Below are 19,627 nucleotides of genomic sequence, written 5' to 3'. Positions count from 1 at the left end.
GGGATATAAAACACCAGTAGATTTTATAGTACAACGAAGCAAAACGCGGTTTGCCTCCCTTATAATCGACCAACACTTAAGGGAAAATACTATATTTGAAAGTGCTTCTGTTTAGGGGAGCCTTACACGCTGTCTATTAACTGTAATGCGCACATAAATGTCTAAAAAATCAGGATTGCTTCGGGATTTTCGGGTGAAGAAAATCACCCCAAAAGTACTGCTTGTTTTCATGGCTTCGTCTTAAATTACACATATTTTCCTGTAAAGACGAAAGTCAAACCGCCACTAATTACCTCAAAGATAAGATAATAACCTTAAAAATGCTCACCAATTTGCACACCGAATTGCACACTTTTTAGGTGATTTTAGATGACTTCAGTTCATATCATAAAAAATGAAAAGCACTGAAAACCATACGATTAACAGTGCTTTGTTTTTCATTAATATACTAAAGTCGGGGTGACAGGATTCGAACCTACGACCTCGTCGTCCCGAACGACGCGCGCTACCGGGCTGCGCTACACCCCGAAAACATCTGAACGATGCAAATTTCAATATCTAAATATAAGGGGTGCAAATATAGGATTTTTTTGTTAAAAAAATCACTTCCGTACCCTTTACGTATAAAACTTTGTAAATTGGCTATATAAACACTTCGGACCAAAGAACATGATCAATCCGGCTATGATAAAAATGGTGTTTTATATGAAAAAATTTCCCGCTTTTTGCCTGGGCCTGGCCATGTCTCTCGTGGCCTGTGCACAACAAAAAGACACCGGCATACACGAGCCTGAAAATGTAAATTATACCGTCGAAACCGTTGTTGACGGGCTCAGCGTTCCCTGGGGCATGGCATTTCTGCCCGACGGAAGCATGCTCATTACAGAACGGTCCGGAGAACTCATTCATTTCAGGAACGGAGAAAAGATCAATATAAACAATGTCCCTGAAGTCTATGCCAGGGGCCAGGGTGGATTCATGGATATAAAACTGCACCCCGGGTATAAAGAAAATGGCTGGATATACCTCTCCTATTCCTCTCCTGAAGGAGAAGAAAAAGGTGCTCATACCGCTGTGATAAGAGCTAAACTGAAGGGCAACGACCTTGTGGAAAAACAGCTTTTGTACAAGGCCACTCCCAATACCGGAAAATCCCACCATTTCGGTTCCCGGTTCGAATTTGACAGGGATGGATACCTGTATTTCTCCATAGGCGAACGGGGAGACAGGGATATAAACCCTCAGGACATTACCCGTGACGGGGGAAAAATATATCGTTTAAAAGACGACGGAAGTATTCCCTCCGATAACCCTTTCACAAACAAGCCCGGTGCCAAACACGCCATTTACAGCTACGGCCACCGAAACCCCCAGGGGATGGCCATACATCCGGAAACCGGGGAAATATGGATACACGAACACGGCCCCAGGGGCGGCGATGAGATCAACATTATAAAAAAAGGAGCCAACTACGGCTGGCCTGTGATCACTTACGGCATCAATTACAGCGGCACTACCATTACCGACGAGACCGAAAAAGAAGGCATGGAACAACCGCTCTATTACTGGGTGCCCTCCATCGCACCAAGCGGCATGGCATTTGTAACCTCTGATATTTATCCCGACTGGAAAAATAACCTCCTGGCCGGATCGCTTTCCTTTCAATATCTCGAAAGACTTGTAATCAGGGACAACAAGGTTACCTACCGGGAAAAACTCCTTCCCGGTATAGGCCGGGTACGCGATGTACGCCAGGGCCCGGACGGGTATATTTATGTTTCGGTAGAAGGAAAAGGCATCGTAAAGATCGTACCTCAACAATCGTAACAATCATACTGTAATCTGAATAAAACTATCATGAGCAACAGCAATTATCTGGACAGTGTAAAAAAACAGTTCCTCCACTACAAATCATTAGGGGACAAAACATTTCAAACGCTTTCGGACAACGATATTCACTGGCATAAAGGAGAAGAAGACAACAGCATTGCTATTATCGTAAAACACCTTGCGGGCAATATGCTAAGCAGGTGGACAAATTTCTTCACTCAGGACGGGGAAAAAGAATGGCGCCACAGGGACAATGAATTTACGGACACCTACACTTCCGTGGAAGATATGAAAGCCGGATGGGAAGCAGGCTGGACCTGTTTCCTCGACACCCTCAACTCCATCCGGCCCGAAGACCTGGAAAGGAGCGTTTACATACGCGGCAAAGCACATACCGTGACAGAGGCTATCAACCGTCAACTCGCTCACTATCCTTATCACATCGGCCAGATTGTTCATATCGCCAAACAATTAAAGGACGAGGACTGGAAATCCCTTTCCATTCCCCGGGGAGCGTCTTCGGAATATAACAAGACGGTTCTCCGGACGAAAGAAAAATCCTGATCTTTCCCGATTGCCCGTGGCCTGATATATCACACCTCTTATAATCTAAAATCCCGGTTTCTGAATTTTAAAACTAATTACGTACCTTCGTAACCGAATTTTTTGGTCATAAAAAACGATAAAAATGAGTAAATACGATGTCATAGTTGTGGGCAGTGGTCCCGGAGGATATGTTACTGCCATCAGAGCCTCTCAATTGGGCTTAAAAACTGCTATTATAGAAAAAGAAAACCTGGGAGGCGTATGTCTTAACTGGGGTTGTATCCCTACCAAGGCATTGCTCAAAAGCGCACAGGTATTCGAATACCTGAAACACGCCGAAGACTACGGGCTCAAAGTAAAGGATTATGACAAGGATTTTAATGCGGTAGTAAAAAGGAGCAGGAATGTAGCCGACGGAATGAGCAAAGGTGTTCAGTTCCTCATGAAAAAGAACAAGATCGACGTGATCAACGGTTACGGAAAGGTAAAACCCGGTAAAAAAGTAGAAGTTACCGACGATAAGGATAAAAAGACAGAATACCAGGCCGACCATATCATCATCGCAACCGGAGCGCGTTCCAGAGAGCTGCCCAGCCTGCCCCAGGACGGAAAAAAAGTCATCGGGTACAGGGAAGCCATGAACCTGCCGGAGCAACCCAAAAAGATGATCGTAGTAGGATCTGGCGCCATAGGAATAGAATTTGCATACTTCTATAACGCTATCGGTACCGAAGTTACCGTAGTAGAATTTATGCCCGATGTTGTTCCTGTCGAAGATGAAGAAATCTCCAAACAACTGGCAAGAAGTTTCAAAAAAGCCGGCGTAAAAATTATGACCTCTGCCGAGGTGACCAAGGTAGATACCTCCGGCAAAGGTGTTAAAGCCACGGTAAAAACCAAAAAAGGTGAAGAAATACTGGAAGCCGATATCGTACTTTCTGCCGTAGGTATTAAAAGTAACATCGAAAATATAGGCCTGGAAGAAGTGGGCATTGCTACCGACAGGGACAAAATACTGGTCAACGACCACTACCAGACCAACATCCCCGGCTATTACGCCATAGGTGATGTAACTCCCGGACAGGCACTCGCTCACGTAGCCTCTGCCGAAGGTATTCTCTGTGTGGAAAAGATAGCCGGAATGCACGTGGAACCCCTCGATTACGGCAACATTCCCGGATGTACATACTGTATGCCCGAAGTAGCTTCCGTAGGACTTACGGAAAAACAGGCCAAAGAAAAAGGATACGATATCAAAGTAGGTAAATTTCCGTTCTCCGCCTCCGGTAAAGCCAAGGCCAGCGGTAATGCCGACGGTTTTGTAAAAGTGATTTTCGATGCCAAATACGGCGAATGGCTCGGTTGCCACATGATCGGCGCCGGGGTTACCGATATGATAGCCGAAGCTGTCGTAGCCCGAAAACTGGAAACCACAGGGCACGAAGTCCTCAAGGCCGTGCACCCGCACCCCACCATGAGCGAAGCGGTCATGGAAGCCGTTGCGGATGCCTATGACGAGGTCATCCACCTGTAATATCATATATCAAGAGACATATCTGTCCCTTTGAGCGCAGTCGAGGAGTCCCTGAATTGACTTTTCAACTGCGCTCTTTTAAAATCGTAATTCAACTTTATTCACAAATATCTTTAATTCCTCCATCATGTTGAAAAATTTCAGGATAACCGCTATACTCGAAGGCATTTCATACCTGCTTCTGTTCCTGGTGGGGATGCCGTTAAAATATCTGCTTGCCCATACAACTACCAATATGATAATCGGATATATCCACGGTTTTCTATTTATATTATATGTTGTTCTGGCCATACTGGTGTGCTATCACAGGCAATGGAGCCTCAAAAGGTTTTCCCTGCTGTTCATTGCAGCCCTTCTGCCATTCGGCACTTTTTATGCCGAGAAAAAATACCTCCGGGAAGCGTAAACAACCCGCCCCCTCTGAAAATTGCCCGGAACTGTTGCCACAAACTTCTGGATAAGTCTTATTTTTGCCAGATCAATACTTATTAAATTCTGATAATATGAAAAAGATCGTATCGTTAATCGCCATTGTTTTATTTGCTGCCGGAGCTTTACATGCGCAGGAAGATGATCAGAGCCTGCTGAAAAACAAATGGCTCGTCGGGGGGGCCGTAGGTTTTTCCAAGGACAATAATTCCGGAACGGAAACCACCGATTTTTCCATACTGCCCTCTGTGGGTTTCTTCCTGGAGAACGATTTTGCAATAGGACTGAGCGCCGGATACGAACAGACCAAAGTGAAAATTGACGGCATAAGTTCCAAAAAAGAATTTTACGGTGTACTCCCTTATGCCAGGAAATACTGGTTCCCGGCTTCCAAACTCATGCCTTTTGCCCAGGGCGACGTTCGCCTGGGATGGGCCAAGGATAGCAGTGCAGACAATTTTGCCTGGGGCGTTAACCTTCGCCCGGGACTTACTTACAGGCTTAACGACAGCATCGCTTTCGATGCCATTATCGGGCGGTTCGGATATGACAACGAAGGAAAAGACTCTGACAACTACGGCTTCGGGCTGGACCTCACCGAACTGAAACTGGGTATCATTGTGTTCCTCTAAACAAAAAACACCTCCGAAAACAATATAAATCCATTTCTTTTATTTACAGATCAAACAATGCAACTGACAGAGCTGAATGCCATTTCCCCCATCGACGGAAGATACAGAAACAAAACCGAAAACCTGGCGCCTTTCTTTTCTGAAGAAGCCCTTATAAAATACCGGGTCCGGGTAGAGGTCGAATACTTTATTGCCCTGTGCAACCTTCCGCTGCCACAGCTAAAGGGTTTTGACCATACCCTTTTTAACGACCTTCGGGATATATACAACGGTTTTTCCTCTGAAGATGCCCTGGCCATAAAAGAGATCGAAAAAACCACCAATCACGATGTAAAGGCGGTAGAATATTTTATCAAGCAAAAATTCGATGCGCTCGGGCTTTCCGCACACAAAGAATTCATCCACTTCGGACTGACTTCCCAGGACATCAATAACACTTCCATTCCGCTGTCCCTCAAGGAAGCTGTTTACGAAGCGTATCTCCCCTGCCTGAACGAGGTCATAGCCAGGTTGAAAGAACTCGCTGCGGAATGGGCAGATATTCCCATGCTGGCCCGAACACACGGACAACCGGCCTCCCCTACCCGCCTTGGAAAAGAAATACAGGTATTCATCACCCGTATCGAAGAACAACTAAACACATTAAAAACCATCCCCTACGCTGCCAAGTTCGGCGGGGCGACCGGAAATTATAACGCACATCACGTCGCATATCCGAATAAGGACTGGAAAGCCTTTGGTACCAGTTTCGTAGAAGAGGTCCTCGGATTACACCACTCCTTCCCCACGACACAAATAGAGCATTACGACCATATGGCGGCCCTGTTCGATGTCCTGAAGCGTATCAATACCATCTTTATTGACCTCAACAGGGATATCTGGACCTATATTTCCATGGATTACTTCAAACAGAAGATCAAAAAAGGAGAAGTAGGCTCATCCGCCATGCCACATAAGGTCAACCCGATAGATTTTGAAAATTCGGAAGGGAACCTGGGTATCGCAAATGCGGTATTTGAACACCTCTCGGCCAAACTCCCCGTTTCCAGGCTGCAACGCGACCTCACGGACAGTACGGTGCTCCGTAATATCGGTGTACCTTTCGGACATACGGTCATCGGTTTTTTATCGACCTTAAAAGGATTGAACAAATTGCTGCTCAACAAGGATAAATTTGCCCAGGACCTCGAAAACAACTGGGCGGTAGTAGCCGAAGCCATACAGACCATATTGCGAAGGGAAGGCTATCCCAACCCTTATGAAGCCCTGAAAGGACTTACCCGTACCAACGAAAAAATAAACAGGGAGTCGATCGCAAGGTTTATAGATACCCTGGAAGTTTCGGACAATATTAAAAATGAACTGAAGCAAATAACCCCGGCCAACTACACGGGGATATAATAACAACTGTCACCCCGAGCCCTTCGGCCTTGCTCAGGATAAACCAAAGTCGAGGGGCCTTGGTCGGCCAAAGCGTCTCGACTCCAGCCTGTCCTGAGTTTATCGAAGGCCTCGACGTGACAGGAATATCATTACCATTTGCCTGATAAAATTTTTATCTTACCGGGCAAAACTCTTTACTTTCCGAAAAGGCCTTTCAATTCCCCCAGCCTGTCGTCGTCAATGTCGCCCTTTTCTATGATTTTTATGAACTCTACCATTTTTTCGGGATTCATGTCATTGCCAAGGATACGGACAAGAGCAAAACCCCGGTCGTTATCTGTCCCGAAGAAGATCACCTCGTCTATGGCCCCTTCATTCCCTGTATATTTCAGGACGGCCCGTTTGTTTTTGTCAGATAATCGCAACAGCTCGTGAAAATCACTGCCGGAAAGTATGCTGTTCACCCTGGTTTTTTCAGCTTCGTAAACCGCTTTGTTCTCTGCTGTTACCGGGAAAGCCAGTACATTCAGTTTTTTAATGGAATTATAGGCTTCTTTCTGGTTTTCCGTAAGCTGCACATTAGATATATCCAACATACTCGACGGTATATCCAGGTTTACAAACCCTTCCTTCTCAGCACTGTCTACATAGTACTGTTGCAGGCTTTCTTTATTGCTGCAGGAACTCATGAACACAAGAAAGGCCCCAAACACAGCACTTGCTATTAAATTTTTCATACTTCAGATTTAAGTTCTATTTATATTTTCCTTCTCACCTTCTCACTTTCTCACCCCATTATCCTACTGCTTCTTTCCCGCTTCATCCAGTTCCGAAGGAAGGTTCATCTTTTTAGTGAGCATACTTATCTTATTCAGGTCAATATCACCTGTAAGCGACAACAGTACTGTTTCCACTTGCGTTCCATGCACTTCCACATCTTTCAACCCGGAAACAAACATCAGCAATTCGCTTACATGGTCTTCATCTTTGCCTGGTTTTATATAGAACTTCACATTGGAGTTCTCGTCTTTAACACGCATCAGTTCTTCGAGTGACGAACTTTGAATATACTGGCCCATTGTAGACTGCATTTCCCGGGCGATATTCTTGTTGCTTGTAGAGAACACTTTCAGGTTTTTCAGGGTCTTTACCATTTCCATGAACTCTTTGGCTTCGGGGTCGTCTGCCTCTATCCTGGAAAACAGCTTAAACATATTCTGGTTAACGATTACGGCCGACACATCGTCCATGGCCTCGAACCGGTCGAAAACGGCCTGCGAAAAACCGAGGGCAGGCAATACCGCCAGCAGCATACATATCACTAATTTTCTGGCTGTCATTTTATTTAACCGCTTTTTTTCGTCATACCTCTCATGGCTTCCCTTACCGGCAAGACCATGTAATGCTCTTAATTCTTTCATCTTTTTCTGTTTTTACTATAATTTATTCTTTATTTCCTGTTACTCATCCGGCCAACGCTCTGTCGGGAGGTTGGGAGGCGGAAAATTTTCCGCCCTCTACGGTTGATGCGATCATTTTGCAATGCCTTGTGGCTCTTTCCGTAGCTTATCTGTTTTCGGGCGGCAATATTTTATTTTTGGTCTCTTCAAATTCGTTTAAATATTCTATTTTATCCGTGCCCTTATTGAGGTTTTCCCCTATCATATACAGGGCCTGTACGGTTTCCTGGTAGGCTACCAACGCTTCTTTTTCTTCCACAGAAGGCCGGGTAGAAAACCAGATCCCCAGGGCTATGGCCACTGTTGCTGCCACCGAAAGCCAGGCGTAGTTTTTTTTGCGTCCCGTTCTCATACGAAGCTCTTTGGTGGACTTCTCTTCCCTGGCCACAGTAAAATACCGGAACATCGGCTGATATGCCCGTAGGTGGGAGGCCACCTCATCCTGTGAAAAATAGGTTCTTAGCGCTTTTTCCTCCTCTACGGTGGTTGTCCCTTCAAAATACTTTTCGATCCACTTTTCTATCTTAGCCAACTCCATAACTGTGCTTTTTTATCAGTGCTTCCCGGACTGCCTTCCTTGCCCTGGAAAGGGCCACCCGTACCGCGGTGGGGTTCATGTCCATCATATCACTTATTTCTTCAAATTCGTATTGTTCCACGTCCCTGAGCTGTAAAACGATCTTCTGCTGTTCGGGCAGGTGTTCCATGATTTTCTGCATCAGGGCCACGCTGTCCCGGGCTTCCACCTGTCGTTGCAGGGATGCATTTTCATCGCTGTAATTGCTGTGTACCAGTTTCAGGTTTCCCGCCTGTCTGGATTTTAAACGGTCCAGACAGTAATTCTTTGTAGTGGTAACCGCAAAGGCCTCCACACTCCGGTAAGTTGCTATCTTACCCTTATTGGCCCATAATTTAAGTAATACTTCCTGTATGGCGTCTTCAGCCTCCTCTGTTGAAACCAGAAGCCTTTTGGCCAAACGGAACAATTTGTCCTTAAACGGCATTACAGTATGTAAAAACTCTGCCTGTTTCATATTTAGTTGGTTAAACCTGGAGTCCTGGAGTTTGGGAGATTTGGAGACGGGGAGACTTGGGGACCTGGAGATCGGGAGAAATTTTGTAATTTGTCGTCTACAACTTTTTCTCACCTTCTCACCTTCTCACCTTCTCACCTTCTCACCTTCTCACCTTCTCACCTTCTCACCTTCTCACCTTCTCACCTTCTCACCTTCTCACCTTCTCACCTCATCAACTCAAAAGGAAGACGAACGAGCTTAAAAAATGTTACAAAAAATTTTAAAAAGCCAATAATTAAAGTAAATTTAGCGTTTTATAAAACATATGTCCCCTTTTCCTGCTAAAACACGGACAACTTACATGCCGTCTTAAAATTTGCAGAAATAATTGATGAAAATAACGACTATCTTTTCACCTCTATAATAAAGTGGAATACACCCTCGCTTTTTGTCTTGGGCTAAAAAATTGAGCACATGAAAAAACTATTTTACCTTTTTCTGTCGGGCCTGGTCCTCTGGAGTTGTTCGGACAAAGATGATGATGCATTTGTTCCCAAACCTTCGGGAAACCTGGAAGTCCAGGATTTTATATGGAAAGGATTGAACGAATGGTATTTCTGGCAGGGGGATGTCACCGATCTGAGTGACACGAAATTTTCTTCAAATGAGGAATACAAGGATTTTCTCGGGAATTATTCAGCCCCTGAAGATCTGTTTGACCACCTGTTATTCAGAAAGGGCGATATTGACCGCTTTTCATGGATTGTAGATGATTATGAAGAACTATTGAACTCTTTCCGGGGAGAAAACGAAACTTTTGGCTTTGGGCCCGGAAGCCTGGTTCGGGTTAATGATAATGGCGATGTTATTTGGTATGTGGCCTATGTAATGCCCAATTCTCCGGCAGCTGATGCGGGAATGCAGAGAGGAGACCTTATCTATAAATTCGACGGTATTGTACTGAAAGATGATGAAAATACCATCGATCAGTTAAACCGTAATTATTTTAATAATAATTCTATAAAATTCGAATTTGCCACAGTAGATAACGGGGTACTATCGCCAACAGGGGAAGAGGCAACACTAAACAGACAAACCGTCCAGGAAAACCCCGTGCATTTTTCGGATGTGATTCCTTATGAAGGTAAAAATATCGGCTACCTGGTATACAACGGTTTTGTCAACACCTATAACGAAGAATTAAACACTGTATTCGAAGGCTTTAAAAACCAGAATATAGATGAGTTGGTACTGGACCTGAGATATAACGGCGGAGGCTCCGTAGAAACATCGACCTACCTGGCCAGTATGATCTACGGAGAGGCTTCGGCCAGTGATATATTTGCCAAGTCCATTTACAATCCCAAACACCAGGAAGAAAATAATTCCGACACTTTTGCAGATAAGGCAAGGACCTTTGATAAATCGACCGGTGACCCTACGGGAAGCGAAGTCCAAATAAACCGTCTGACCTCATTAAACAGGGTCTATATCCTAACCTCACAAGACACTGCTTCTGCAAGTGAAATGATCATTAACGGTTTAAGCCCATATATGGAAGTCATTCTCATAGGAGAAACCACCTATGGCAAAAACGTAGGGTCTTTTACACTTTTTGACGCTCCGGGTTTCGGAACCAGAAACATTAACCCCAACCATAAATATGCCATGCAGCCTATTACTTTCACCATTTATAACAAGAATGACGAAAGTGATTATGTCCATGGGTTTACCCCGGATATAGAAGTCAGGGAATTTGAATCTTATGAAGACCTTAAACCGTTCGGAGATACCGAAGAATCATTGCTCCGTGCTGCTTTAAATCACATTTCGGGACTCGCAGCCAGAGCAGCGGTAACGCCCGAATCTACCGCCAGGGATGTAAAAGGGTTAAAAGAAAAGCCATTCTCCAAAGAAATGTATATCACTCCTGCTGAGATGGAGCCGTAAAACTTTGCAACACATTAAAAAAATATGAGAGGCCGTGAAAAATTGCTTTTCCACGGCCTCTTCCTTCTTAATCTACCGTTCTTCCTTAAAACATCAAACTAAACCCTACTCTCACATTTCTCCCCCTTGTGGTATACCCTACCAACTCCACATAATCTTCATTAAAGATATTACTTACATTGGCAAAGAGTTTCATTTTATCTTTCAGGATACTGTGGCTTAAGTATACATCAAAAATAGAAAAACTGTCCATTTCCACATTGCCGGCGTCCAGGCGGTCGTCCATGTACTGGTAGCTTACCGAGGCGAAAGTAGTCGGGCACAGGGTAAAGCCGGCGGTGGCATTGATCTTGTGTTTGGGGATGCGCAGGAGCAATTCGTCCTTTTTCTCGGTAAAAGTATAATTGGCATCCAGCTGCATAAAATCCAATGGTTTTATGGAAATTTCAGCTTCCACACCGTTTACGTTAAAATCCTCATTGACGTTGACATAACCTTCAGGTCCATAGAATATATAATCCTTTTCTTTCCTGTTAAAATACAACGCGCTTAACCGCCATGCACCGGAGCCGAACTCCAGTCCGCCTTCGAGAGTACGGTCTTCTTCGGGGTCGAGGTCTGGATTAGGCCCGAAATATCCGTATAATTGCGACAGGCTCGGGGCTATATATGAAGTACTGAAGGATCCCAGAGCCTTGATATAGCGGTCATTTTCCAGGGAAAATGTATAGGATGGGTTCAGGTTATACGTAAAATGCGTACCGTATTCGCTGTGGTTATTGAGCCTTGCCCCTGCATTCATATTCAACCCGAAACCGGAAACCCACACCACATTGGCATAAGGGTCTACTACGGAAAAATCCCTGTCCCTGTCAAATTCGGCTTCATTGTTCATGTAATTGACCCCAACGATGGTATAAAAACGATCGTTGAAGTTATATTTATTAAAAACATCCACTACCAGGCTGTTGGCATTATAAACCGTGGAACCGGCCGACCGGGTTTCCCGTTCGATCTTGTTATACGCCACACTCGCCTGTACGCTTCCATTGCCATAGTCAAATTTCGGTACTACTCCTACCCTGTACTGTTTGCTCATACTTTGATCGGGAGTATCGATAAGTCTGGTGTAGTCTGCCGGATCACTCCCGTCAAAATCCACCTTGAACTTATCGTAATTCCCAAATACATCGACCGAAAAACGTTCTGTCGCCTGGTATCCCACTTTTACATTGGTATTAAAGCGGGAAAAAGGGTCTCTTTCCGTCCCCGAGGCAGCGGCAGACAGGCCATCGGTATACTGCTGGGCAAAACCGGCCTGGTAATTGACCTTTCCGGAAGTCCCGCTCACAGCGATACTATTGGAAAAATCGGCAATATCGTAGTCCTGGTCGTCGTGGGCCTGATTGGTACCGATACTGGACCGGAAGGTGGCCGAAACGGGTTTTTCGGAAGCCTTTTTGGTGGTAATGCTTATCACGGCCGTTGCTGCGGCATTACCGTATAGTGTGCTCGCCGCCCCTTTTACGATCTCTACGGATTCGATCTGGGCCAGGTCTACCAGCCGAAGGTCAAAATCATTATAAATGGAAGACGGGTCTGTAACCTGCACGCCGTCTATGAGCACCAGCACCTGGCGATTTCCTCCGCCACGGACATAATATCCCAGGTTTTGCCCGGCATTGCTCCGGCTCCCGCCAATTTCAATACCGCTTTTGGTATTGATCACCTCGGCCAGGTTCTTTCCCTGGTTCTTTTCCAGTTCTTCAGCACTGATCTTAATGACCGTTTTCCCGGAATGCTCCCGTTTCAGTTCGAAGCGGGAATCCGTGACCACCACCTCATCCAGTTGTTGCACTTCCTGGGCAAAACCCGCTGTGCATAAAAGGGCCAGTGCACCGAAAGAAATTGTTCTTTTCTTCATTGATTTGTGTAATAAATGGGAAAAAGTATGGCTGTACATACGCAAACCTTTATCCCGAAAGTTTGACATCCGTTTTAAAATCCGGCAGGTCTCCTGGCTTGCGTCCTGCTGTCAGCCTTCCCATTCTCCGGAGAGATCAGTGGCAACGAAGTAATAACAACAGGCATCCCGATAGGTATCAGGACTAAGCATACAGTTGCGGGTACAGCCCGGGTTTCTCACCCGGTTCCCTTTTCATCGGCAATGCCGAACCAGATTTTGGCGCAAAAGTACGAACTAAAGTTGGAAGTATGAAGGAAGGGTGAATTGTTTTAAGCCCCCCCTGCCCCCCTCAAGGGGGGAGTTGTAATGCTCTTTAAAAGAAATAAGGCTCCCCCCTTGAGGGGGGCAGGGGGGTGTCCTCCACTCCACAAACTTCCAATTTCGTATTTCTAACCTCTAACTTCATATTTGTTATTTATCAGTATAAAACGGTCCCTTACACAATTGTTACCGGGATATTAGCTACCTTTGTGGTGTTCATACATACTATTTCCCATTATAAGTGGGGTTGTACCAAAGCCTATTGGGCAACTCCTTAAAAAGGAACCGTGTGAAAATCACGGGCTGACGCGCAACTGTGAGTAATATAAAGTTGCTGCCTGCACTAAGGAATCCATTGTCCCGCCCACGGGATGAGAAGGATGGCAGCAATGTTACGAGCCAGGAGACTTGCTTATAATGCAGAGACGTATGCTTTCGCGGTCTTGAAGCAGTAGTCGGGATATTTCTCAGCGGTTTGCGGCATTATATGTGTTGTTCACTACCTGTATTGTTATATCCTCTCTTCTACGATTCTTCTAAGGCATACGGAAAAATAGTAAGGGACATTAATTTAATGTTCAGGAAAACGTTTATGGGGTGTTGCAGGTTACAGGTTGCAAGTTGAAGGTTAGAGACAAATGAAACCTGCAACCTGTAACCTACAACATACAACCTCAAATGTTCCGCCTGATTTAATGTTTAACTTAATGCTATTTTAACATGCAAAAAAACAATTTGGGTTATCCCCGTATCGGTGCCCGGCGCGAACTGAAAAAGGCCTGCGAACAGTACTGGGCAGGAAAGACCAGCCGGGAGGAACTGCTCTCTGTCGCCGAAGAACTGCGCCGGCAGAACTGGACGGTACAACAGGAAGCCGGCATTGACCTCGTGCCCTGTAATGATTTCAGCTTTTACGACCAGGTGCTCGACATGACCCTTAGCCTGGGTGCCATCCCGAAGCGCTACACTCCCGTATTGACAGAAAACAAGGAAAACACTGAGCTCGACCTCTATTTTGCCATGGCACGGGGCTATCAGAAAAACGGACTGGATATCACCGCCATGGAAATGACCAAGTGGTTCGACACCAATTATCACTACATCGTACCGGAGTTTTACAAGGACCAGTCCTTCCGGCGGTTTTCCTCCCGGATCACCCAACAGTTTACGGAAGCCCGGAAAGTCCTGGACAAAACCCCGAAACCTGTCCTCATCGGCCCTGTGTCCTACCTGTTACTGGGAAAAGAAAAGGAAGAAGGGTTTCACCGTATAGAGCTTTTAAAGAAGTTGCTTCCTGTCTATGTGGATATCCTCAATGAGCTCCGTGACCTGGGAGCAGAATGGATACAACTGGACGAACCTTTTTTGTCCCTCGACCTTACCGAAGAAGAAAAGAACGCCTGCAAAGAAGCCTATGCAACCATAGCCGAAGCCTGCAAAGGACTGAAAATCATGGTCACCACTTATTTTGAAGCGTTGGGAGACAACACTGCCCTGGCTGTCTCACTTCCCGTATCTGCCCTGCATGTAGACCTGGTCCGGGCGCCACAGCAACTGGATACCATACTGGAAACCATCCCCGAAAACCTGATCCTTTCCCTCGGTGTTGTGGACGGACGTAACATCTGGAAGAATGACTACAATAAATCCCTGCAACTCCTCCGTAAAGCCATTGCCAAACTGGGCGTAGAAAACGTAATGATAGCTACCTCCTGTTCCCTACTTCACACGCCTTATGACCTGGAAGCAGAGACCGGTATAGACCCGGAGATCAGGAACTGGCTGGCTTTTGCAAAGCAGAAACTCGGAGAAACAGTCGATCTTTATGAAATACTGAATGGCAACGCAGCCCCGCTGGAAGCTAATCAAAAAGCATTGGCAGACAGGCGCGCTTCATCCCGTATTCACAAGAAGGAGATTAAAGAGCGGGTAGCCGGTATTTCCGGGAAGGATACTTCACGACATGTGGGCTTTGCGCTCCGGCAAAAGATCCAGAAAGAACGTTTTGGGCTGCCCCTCTACCCGACGACGACTATCGGTTCTTTTCCCCAGACCACAGACATACGAAGGTTGCGGGCAAGGTTGAAAAAAGGAGAGCTCACCCAGGCCGAATATGAGAGCAGGATCGAGGAAGCCACCATAGAGGCTATCCGTATCCAGGAGAGCATTGGCCTGGATGTACTGGTCCACGGCGAATTTGAGCGCAACGATATGGTAGAGTATTTCGGCGAACTGCTCGAAGGGTTTATCTTCACCAAAAACGGATGGGTACAGAGCTACGGTAGCCGGTGCGTAAAACCTCCGATCATTTATGGTGATGTAAGCCGCCCGGAGGACATGACCGTTCGCTGGAGCCGTTTTTCGCAGGAGCATACCGGCAAAATTGTAAAAGGTATGCTTACGGGTCCCGTTACCATACTGCAATGGTCTTTTGTCAGGGATGACCAACCGCGCCAGGAGACCACCTTCCAGATCGCACTGGCTATAAGGGACGAAGTGCTTGCCCTGGAAAAAGCAGGTATACAGATGATACAGATCGACGAACCTGCCATCCGCGAAGGGCTGCCACTGCGAAAAAAGGACTGGCCCGCTTATCTCGACTGGGCTATCAGGGCTTTCCGCATCGCCGCCAGTGGTGTAAAAGACGAAACCCAGATACACACTCATATGTGTTACAGCGAATTTAACGACATCATTGAGCATATTGCAGCCATGGATGCCGATGTCATTACCATAGAGACCTCCCGTTCGCAAATGGAATTGCTGGAGGCTTTTGCAGATTTCAAATACCCGAATGAAATAGGCCCGGGAGTCTATGACATCCATTCCCCCAGGGTACCCACCGTGGAAGAAATGGTTGTGTTGCTCGAAAAGGCCAGCGACCTGCTCCCTGCCGAAAACATCTGGGTTAACCCCGATTGCGGCCTCAAGACCCGGAAATGGGAAGAGACCGAAGCCGCTCTCGTCAATATGGTACAGGCCGCTAAAAAGATCAGGAAAAAAGTAGACCAACCCGTTTCCTGATCGGGGGCAGGCCGATATATTTTTTAACCACAAAGGGTACATAAAGTATTCTACATCCAATTGGGGAACACCCCCCCTGCCCCCCTCAAGGGGGGAGCTACAAGTCCCTTTAAAAGCGATAATGCTCCCCCCCTGAGGGGGGCAGGGGGGGTATAGTTCTGAACATCCTCAGTGTACTTTGTACCCTCTGTGGTTACTTCCTCCCGAAAAAACAGTTTCCTCCCTCCTTCCCCTACTTTCAAAAAACCGCAACAGAAAGCAACATTCACAAAACATCCTTCAAAACAACATCAAAAAACCCCCTCCATTTTATCAATAATTTAAAAAATGATTTGTTAAAATCCCGCGGTTTCGGTAGATTGCAGCGTTAATTTTTAAAACTGATCTCAATGGCATTCGACCCTGCAAACAAAATACAGGACCTGCAATATTTCGGGGAGTTCGGAGGGGTTAACCCTTCCGTTTCCGATTCGTCCACTTACACATTCCTCTCGGCAAAGACCATGTTCGATACTTTTGAAGGCAATACCGAGGGGTGCTACCTGTACTCCCGCCACTCTTCGCCTTCCAACCTGTACCTGGGTGAAGCCCTGGCCGCTATGGAAGGAACAGAGACAGCCAATGTCACTTCCAGTGGCATGGGAGCTATCACCTCCGTGACCCTGCAACTCTGTGAAGCCGGAAGTCATATCGTATCGGGCAGAACGGTTTACGGGGGCACTTATGCTTTTATGAAAAATTTCCTGCCCCGTTTCGATATTCAGACCTCGTTTACAGACATCACTTCGCCCGAAAAGGTCGAAGCTGCCATCACCGACAAGACCCGGATGATCTATTGCGAAGCTGTGAGCAATCCTCTCCTGGAAATAGCCGATCTCAAGGCCTTGTCAGAAATCGCCAAAAGGCACAATATCACACTGGTCATTGACAATACCTTTTCCCCGCTCAGCATTGCTCCTGCACAGCACGGGGCCGATGTGGTCATCCACAGCCTTACCAAGTTCATCAACGGCAGTAGTGATTGTGTGGGCGGCGTGGTGTGTGGCACCAAGGATTTCTGCCTGTCTCTGAAGGATGTCAACAGCGGTGCAGGCATGCTTTTAGGGAGCACTATGGACAGCCTCCGGGCCGCCTCCATCCTTAAAAACCTCCGTACCCTGCATATACGTATCAGAAAACACAGTGAAAATGCCATGTTCCTGGCCACACAGTTCGAAAAGGACGGCATGCGGGTGGTCTATCCTGGGCTGGAATCTCACCCCGGGCACGATACCATGAAAAAACAGCTCAATCCCGAATACGGCTTCGGTGGTATGATGACCCTCGACGTAGGTTCCCTGGGCAAGGCCAATGCGCTGATGGAACGCATGCAGAACGACAACCTCGGCTATCTGGCCGTAAGCCTCGGTTTCTACAAAACCCTGTTCAGTGCCCCCGGTACTTCCACCTCTTCCGAGATCCCCGAAGAAGAACAAAAACAAATGGGCCTCACCGACGGTCTTATCCGTTTCTCTATCGGGCTGGACCAGGATATAGCACGGACTTACGACAAAATGAAGGCTTGCATGAAAGCGTTGGGGGTGTGAGAAAGTGAGAAAGTGAGAAGGTGAGAAGGTGAGAGGGTGGGAAGATCGTAAAGCATGTTATATGACAAACGCGGAATTTAATGAGCAGATGAGAAACCGTACCTTGGAATATGCTGTGAGGGTATTAGCTTTTCTGGAAACGCTTCCGAAAAATGTTTCGGCCAAAGTGGTTAGCTATCAGCTCGCCAAGTCGTCTACTTCGGTCGGAGCAAATTTCAGGGCGTTCTGCAGAGGACGCTCCGCAAAGGAACGCTATGCCAAGATTTGCATCGTGGTAGAAGAAGCCGATGAATGCCTTTACCGGACGGAATTCCTGAAAAAATCCAGGATAGGCAACGTTGCAGAATTGAATGAATTATCTACCGAAGGTACTGAAAGTGTCAAAAATCAAATCCACCTATGAAAAATAACTCCCACCCTCTCACCTTCTCACTTTCTCACCTTCTAATAAAACTTGTATACATTTCTGCAAAATCGTATTATTACAGCCTCTAAACTCCCGGCTGTCTGACAACTTTAAACACATATGGAAGAAAATAAGATCATTGAAAACAAGGAATTATCTATCTGGGAGGCCCTTATCCCCGTATTTGCACTTATAGGAATGTTGGCCTACAACGTTCTTTTTGTTTATAAGGACGATGCCCTTTCGGGCTCCAACCAGTTTATCCTGCTGCTCGGAGCTGCCGTCGCGGCCATAGTGGGTTTCTATAACAAGGTTCCTTACGATCTTATGATGGAAGAAGTAGCTCACAATGTAAAGTCTACCACCGGAGCCATTCTGATCCTGTTGCTGGTAGGTGCCTTGTCGGGTACATGGCTCATAAGTGGTATTATCCCTTCTATGATCTATTACGGATTACAGATCCTCAATCCTACAATATTTCTGGCAGCCTGCGTGATCATCTGTGCCATTATCTCACTGGCAACCGGCAGCAGCTGGACTACTTCGGCAACCGTGGGTATAGCACTTATAGGCATCGGGGATGCATTGGGCATTTCTTTGGGAATGACAGCAGGGGCCGTACTTTCCGGAGCATACTTTGGCGATAAGATGTCTCCCCTGAGCGATACCACCAACCTTGCCCCGGCCATGGCCGGTACCGACCTTTTTACCCATATCCGGTATATGTCGTTTACCACAGTTCCTACAATAATCGTTACCCTGATCGTATTTATCATTCTGGGTTTTACCATAGACACTTCCGGGACACCCGATACCGAAGGCATTCTCACCACCATCAAAGAATCTTTTCATATCTCCCCCTGGCTGTTCATTGTTCCGGTCCTTGTGATTTTTATGATTATCAAAAAAACCCAGCCCCTGATAGCCTTGCTTGTGGGTACGCTTTTAGGCGGGGCATTTGCCATTTTCTTTCAACCGGATATCGTGACACGTATAGCAGGTGAAGACACTCTCACTTTTCATTCCGCTTACAAGGGCATCATGGATGCCATAACCATAAGCACCTCCGTAGAAACCTCCGACCCCGAACTCAACGAACTGTTCTCTGCCGGGGGTATGGCCGGCATGATGGGAACTATATGGCTCATTATTTGTGCTATGGTTTTTGGCGGAATCATGGAAGCCATCGGGGCACTGGCCAAAATAACAGATAGCCTGCTAAAACTTTTCCACACCACCTTTGGCCTGTTTGCCAGTACCGTGGCCAGTTGCCTTGCACTGAACGCTACGGCATCTGACCAGTATCTGGCTATTGTGGTACCGGGAAAAATGTTTGCCAAAGCCTATAAAGACAAAGGCCTGGCACCGGAAAACCTGAGCAGGAGCCTTGAAGATTCCGGTACGGTAACCTCCGTACTCATTCCGTGGAATACCTGCGGAGCTTATCACAGCGGCGTCCTTGGCGTTTCCCCGGCCGCCTATGCCGGATATGCCATATTCAACTGGCTCAGCCCGTTTATGACCCTGCTTTTTGCAGCATTCCGCATCAAGATCAGACAGCTGGCCAAAAAGTAAAAAACTGCTAAGAAACTGTTTTGAATTTG

At 46.4% G+C, this 19,627-nt stretch carries 16 protein-coding genes, 1 tRNA gene and 2 riboswitches; of the genes, 11 read left to right on the top strand and 6 right to left on the bottom strand.

The window, feature by feature from the left end:
• Positions 1-454 precede the first annotated feature (454 nt).
• Positions 455-528, bottom strand: a tRNA-Pro gene (locus KN811_RS16855).
• A gap of 177 nt (positions 529-705) precedes the next feature.
• Here KN811_RS16855 and KN811_RS16850 point away from each other — a divergent pair.
• From KN811_RS16850 to purB, 6 genes are all read left to right on the top strand, one after another.
• Positions 706-1,827 (top strand): PQQ-dependent sugar dehydrogenase, encoded by a 1,122-nt coding sequence (locus KN811_RS16850; protein ID WP_187963981.1) that lies wholly within the window; start codon positions 706-708, stop codon positions 1,825-1,827.
• 30 nt (positions 1,828-1,857) lie between these two features.
• Positions 1,858-2,394 carry a DinB family protein gene (locus KN811_RS16845; RefSeq protein WP_187963980.1) on the top strand — a complete coding sequence of 179 codons (537 nt, stop codon included), beginning with the start codon at positions 1,858-1,860 and terminating at the stop codon, positions 2,392-2,394.
• A 124-nt stretch (positions 2,395-2,518) separates the two neighbouring features.
• Positions 2,519-3,910: a dihydrolipoyl dehydrogenase gene (gene lpdA / locus KN811_RS16840; RefSeq protein ID WP_187963979.1), complete on the top strand. Its 1,392-nt coding sequence runs from the start codon at positions 2,519-2,521 to the stop codon at positions 3,908-3,910.
• A 127-nt stretch (positions 3,911-4,037) separates the two neighbouring features.
• Positions 4,038-4,316, top strand: a complete 279-nt coding sequence (locus tag KN811_RS16835) for a DUF3817 domain-containing protein (RefSeq protein WP_187963978.1) — start codon at positions 4,038-4,040, stop codon at positions 4,314-4,316.
• A 97-nt stretch (positions 4,317-4,413) separates the two neighbouring features.
• Entirely contained in the window at positions 4,414-4,971 is a 558-nt protein-coding gene (locus KN811_RS16830; RefSeq protein WP_187963977.1) for an outer membrane beta-barrel protein, read from the top strand.
• 57 nt (positions 4,972-5,028) lie between these two features.
• Entirely contained in the window at positions 5,029-6,372 is a 1,344-nt protein-coding gene (gene purB / locus KN811_RS16825; RefSeq protein WP_187963976.1) for an adenylosuccinate lyase, read from the top strand.
• 176 nt (positions 6,373-6,548) lie between these two features.
• On the opposite strand, the gene KN811_RS16820 is transcribed toward purB, so the two are convergent.
• From KN811_RS16820 to KN811_RS16805, 4 genes are all read right to left on the bottom strand, one after another.
• The gene (locus KN811_RS16820) at positions 6,549-7,091 is read right to left on the bottom strand and encodes a DUF4252 domain-containing protein (RefSeq protein ID WP_187963975.1); all 543 of its coding nucleotides are present in this window, start codon (positions 7,089-7,091) and stop codon (positions 6,549-6,551) included.
• A 63-nt stretch (positions 7,092-7,154) separates the two neighbouring features.
• A complete protein-coding gene (locus KN811_RS16815) occupies positions 7,155-7,775 on the bottom strand; it encodes a DUF4252 domain-containing protein (protein ID WP_345725262.1) in 621 nt (206 codons plus the stop codon).
• A gap of 145 nt (positions 7,776-7,920) precedes the next feature.
• Positions 7,921-8,352, bottom strand: coding sequence for a hypothetical protein (locus tag KN811_RS16810; RefSeq protein WP_187963974.1), 432 nt, complete (start codon positions 8,350-8,352; stop codon positions 7,921-7,923).
• Positions 8,339-8,848 (bottom strand): RNA polymerase sigma factor, encoded by a 510-nt coding sequence (locus KN811_RS16805; protein ID WP_187963973.1) that lies wholly within the window; start codon positions 8,846-8,848, stop codon positions 8,339-8,341. Before KN811_RS16805 ends, KN811_RS16810 begins: the two co-directional genes overlap by 14 nt.
• Before the next feature lie 456 nt (positions 8,849-9,304).
• Between KN811_RS16805 and KN811_RS16800 the strand changes: the two genes are divergently transcribed.
• The gene (locus KN811_RS16800; protein WP_187963972.1) at positions 9,305-10,780 is read left to right on the top strand and encodes a S41 family peptidase; all 1,476 of its coding nucleotides are present in this window, start codon (positions 9,305-9,307) and stop codon (positions 10,778-10,780) included.
• Positions 10,781-10,865: 85 nt separating this feature from the next.
• Here KN811_RS16800 and KN811_RS16795 read toward each other — a convergent pair whose 3' ends face one another.
• Positions 10,866-12,704 (bottom strand): TonB-dependent receptor plug domain-containing protein, encoded by a 1,839-nt coding sequence (locus KN811_RS16795; RefSeq protein ID WP_187963971.1) that lies wholly within the window; start codon positions 12,702-12,704, stop codon positions 10,866-10,868.
• A 66-nt stretch (positions 12,705-12,770) separates the two neighbouring features.
• A riboswitch (cobalamin riboswitch) is annotated at positions 12,771-12,975 on the bottom strand.
• A gap of 254 nt (positions 12,976-13,229) precedes the next feature.
• A riboswitch (cobalamin riboswitch) is annotated at positions 13,230-13,437 on the top strand.
• Positions 13,438-13,727: 290 nt separating this feature from the next.
• On the opposite strand from KN811_RS16795, the gene metE reads away from it, so the two are divergent.
• The 4 genes from metE (at position 13,728) to nhaC (ending at position 19,598) form a co-directional block, all read left to right on the top strand.
• A complete protein-coding gene (gene metE, locus KN811_RS16790; RefSeq protein WP_187963970.1) occupies positions 13,728-16,031 on the top strand; it encodes a 5-methyltetrahydropteroyltriglutamate--homocysteine S-methyltransferase in 2,304 nt (767 codons plus the stop codon).
• 389 nt (positions 16,032-16,420) lie between these two features.
• Entirely contained in the window at positions 16,421-17,617 is a 1,197-nt protein-coding gene (locus KN811_RS16785; protein ID WP_187963969.1) for an aminotransferase class I/II-fold pyridoxal phosphate-dependent enzyme, read from the top strand.
• Positions 17,618-17,678: 61 nt separating this feature from the next.
• Entirely contained in the window at positions 17,679-18,020 is a 342-nt protein-coding gene (locus KN811_RS16780; RefSeq protein WP_187963968.1) for a four helix bundle protein, read from the top strand.
• A 123-nt stretch (positions 18,021-18,143) separates the two neighbouring features.
• The gene (nhaC, locus tag KN811_RS16775; RefSeq protein WP_187963967.1) at positions 18,144-19,598 is read left to right on the top strand and encodes a Na+/H+ antiporter NhaC; all 1,455 of its coding nucleotides are present in this window, start codon (positions 18,144-18,146) and stop codon (positions 19,596-19,598) included.
• Positions 19,599-19,627: the final 29 nt, after the last annotated feature.

This window comes from Sinomicrobium weinanense (genome assembly GCF_018863395.1).
GTDB classification, from domain to species: domain Bacteria; phylum Bacteroidota; class Bacteroidia; order Flavobacteriales; family Flavobacteriaceae; genus Sinomicrobium; species Sinomicrobium weinanense.
Note: the sequence above shows the minus strand (reverse complement) of the source record. Positions and strands in the feature narration are given on the sequence as shown.